Source organism: Actinomycetospora sp., from assembly GCF_055612215.1.
The window spans coordinates 1-1558 of sequence record NZ_JBVPVA010000574.1 but is presented as its reverse complement, the minus strand read 5'-3'; the positions used below and the strand labels follow the sequence as shown (position 1 = coordinate 1558).

The following is a 1558-nucleotide window of genomic DNA, read 5'->3' as shown; positions in this document are numbered from 1 at the left end:
CACCCCGGCGGCCGCGGCGAGCGCCACCAGCCCGTAGGCCAGCGCCCGACGCCGCCGCGCCCGCCGCCCCGCGGCGGCCTGTCCGTCCACCCGGGTGCCGGGCCGGCGCGCGAGCGGCCGGGAGGGCGCGGCGGTGCGGGTCGGCAAGGACGGCACGGCCGGCCCCGGGCCGGTGCCGTCCGTACCCCGCGCCCGCTCGGCGGCGAGCCCGGCCGCCATCCGCGCGGCGAAGTCCGTGGGCAGGGGCGGGACGGGTGCCGCGGCGAGGTCGGCCCGCGCGCGGTCCAGCGCCGCGAAGAGGTCCTCCTCCCCGGCGCGGGGCGGTTCCCCGTCGCCGTGCCGGGCCGCGGCGTCCGCCCGGCCGGCGTCGCCGTCCGGACGCCCGGCGTCGTCCGAGGGCTCCTCCGTCATCGCTCACCTCCCGCGGGGCTCGACAGGCCGCCTCCCAGGGCTTCGACGTCCGGAACGGCGTCGTCGTTCCCGGCGCCGGGGCGCAGGTGTCCGAGGAGCACCGCGAGCCGGTAGCGGCCGCGGGCGGCGCGGCTCTTCACGGTGCCCTCCCGCACGCCCAGGACCTGCGCCGCCTCGGCGATCGACAGGCCCTCCATGTCCACGAGCACCACCGCCGCGCGCTGCGCGACCGGCAGCCGGTCCAGGGCCTCGTCCACCGCCAGCACGGTCATGCGGTCGGCCATCGGGTCGCGCGGCAGCGGCACGTCGGTGCCCTCGTCGAGCGGGTCGGCGGGGTGGGTCCGGCGGCGGCGCACCCGGTCCAGGCAGGCGTGGTAGACGATCCGGTGCAGCCAGGTGGACACCGATGCCTCGCCCCGCCACCGGTCCGCGGCGCGGAAGGCCGACAGGAAGGCCTCCTGGAGGGCGTCGGAGGCCTCGTGGGAGTCCCCGAGGGTGCGGATCGCGAAGGCCCACAGCCGCTCGGAGTGGCGCCGGACGAGCTCGTCGAACGCGCGCTCCTCACCCGCCACGTGGGCGGCCATGAGCTCCTGGTCGGAGCGTGGGTCGGCCACGGGAGCGGACGCTAGACGCGGGCCACCCGACCGGGGTGCGGTTCGGGGAAACCCGTCCCGGCGTCAGCTCGCGCCGACCACCGTGACCTCGGCGATCTGGCTGCGGTACTGGCCGTCCGACCGGCCGAGCGCGGTGATCCAGACGAGGAGGTTCCCGGTCGGGGCGGTCATGGGCTGCAGCGGGATCGTCGTGGTGTCCCCGGAGACGGTGCCGGTGCCCAGGAGCTGGGTCTGGGCCAGCGGGACGTCGGGGGCCGCGGCCGCCCGGATCTCGATGGTCGTCCCCGGGCTCGGCGAGCGGACGACGACCTGGGCGACCTTGGCGGGCGCCCGGAACGTCGTCATGAGCCCGATGCCGGGCTTGAGCGCCGGGAACTGGTCGTCGTACTCCGAGGTCGACCACGTCGAGCCCGGGTCGTTGTCCGCCGCCCGGCCGACCTTGCCGGGGTCGTCCGGGTCACCCGACGGGTCGTAGACGGCGATGCTCGCGAGCTGTACCGGGCCCGTCGGGGCGGGTGCGGGCGGCGGGACCG

At 78.2% G+C, this 1558-nt stretch carries 1 protein-coding gene and 2 pseudogenes; all 3 read right to left on the bottom strand.

What is annotated here, in order from left to right; translation table 11 throughout:
• Nucleotides 1–411: pseudogene (locus AC0CYZ_RS15855) on the bottom strand (hypothetical protein); the annotation flags it as partial.
• Nucleotides 408–1025 (bottom strand): RNA polymerase sigma factor SigM, encoded by a 618-nt coding sequence (gene sigM / locus AC0CYZ_RS15850; protein ID WP_472216988.1) that lies wholly within the window; start codon nt 1023–1025, stop codon nt 408–410. The pseudogene AC0CYZ_RS15855 and the gene sigM, both read right to left, overlap by 4 nt.
• Nucleotides 1026–1088: 63 nt before the next feature.
• A pseudogene (locus tag AC0CYZ_RS15845) lies at nt 1089–1558 on the bottom strand (hypothetical protein); the annotation flags it as partial.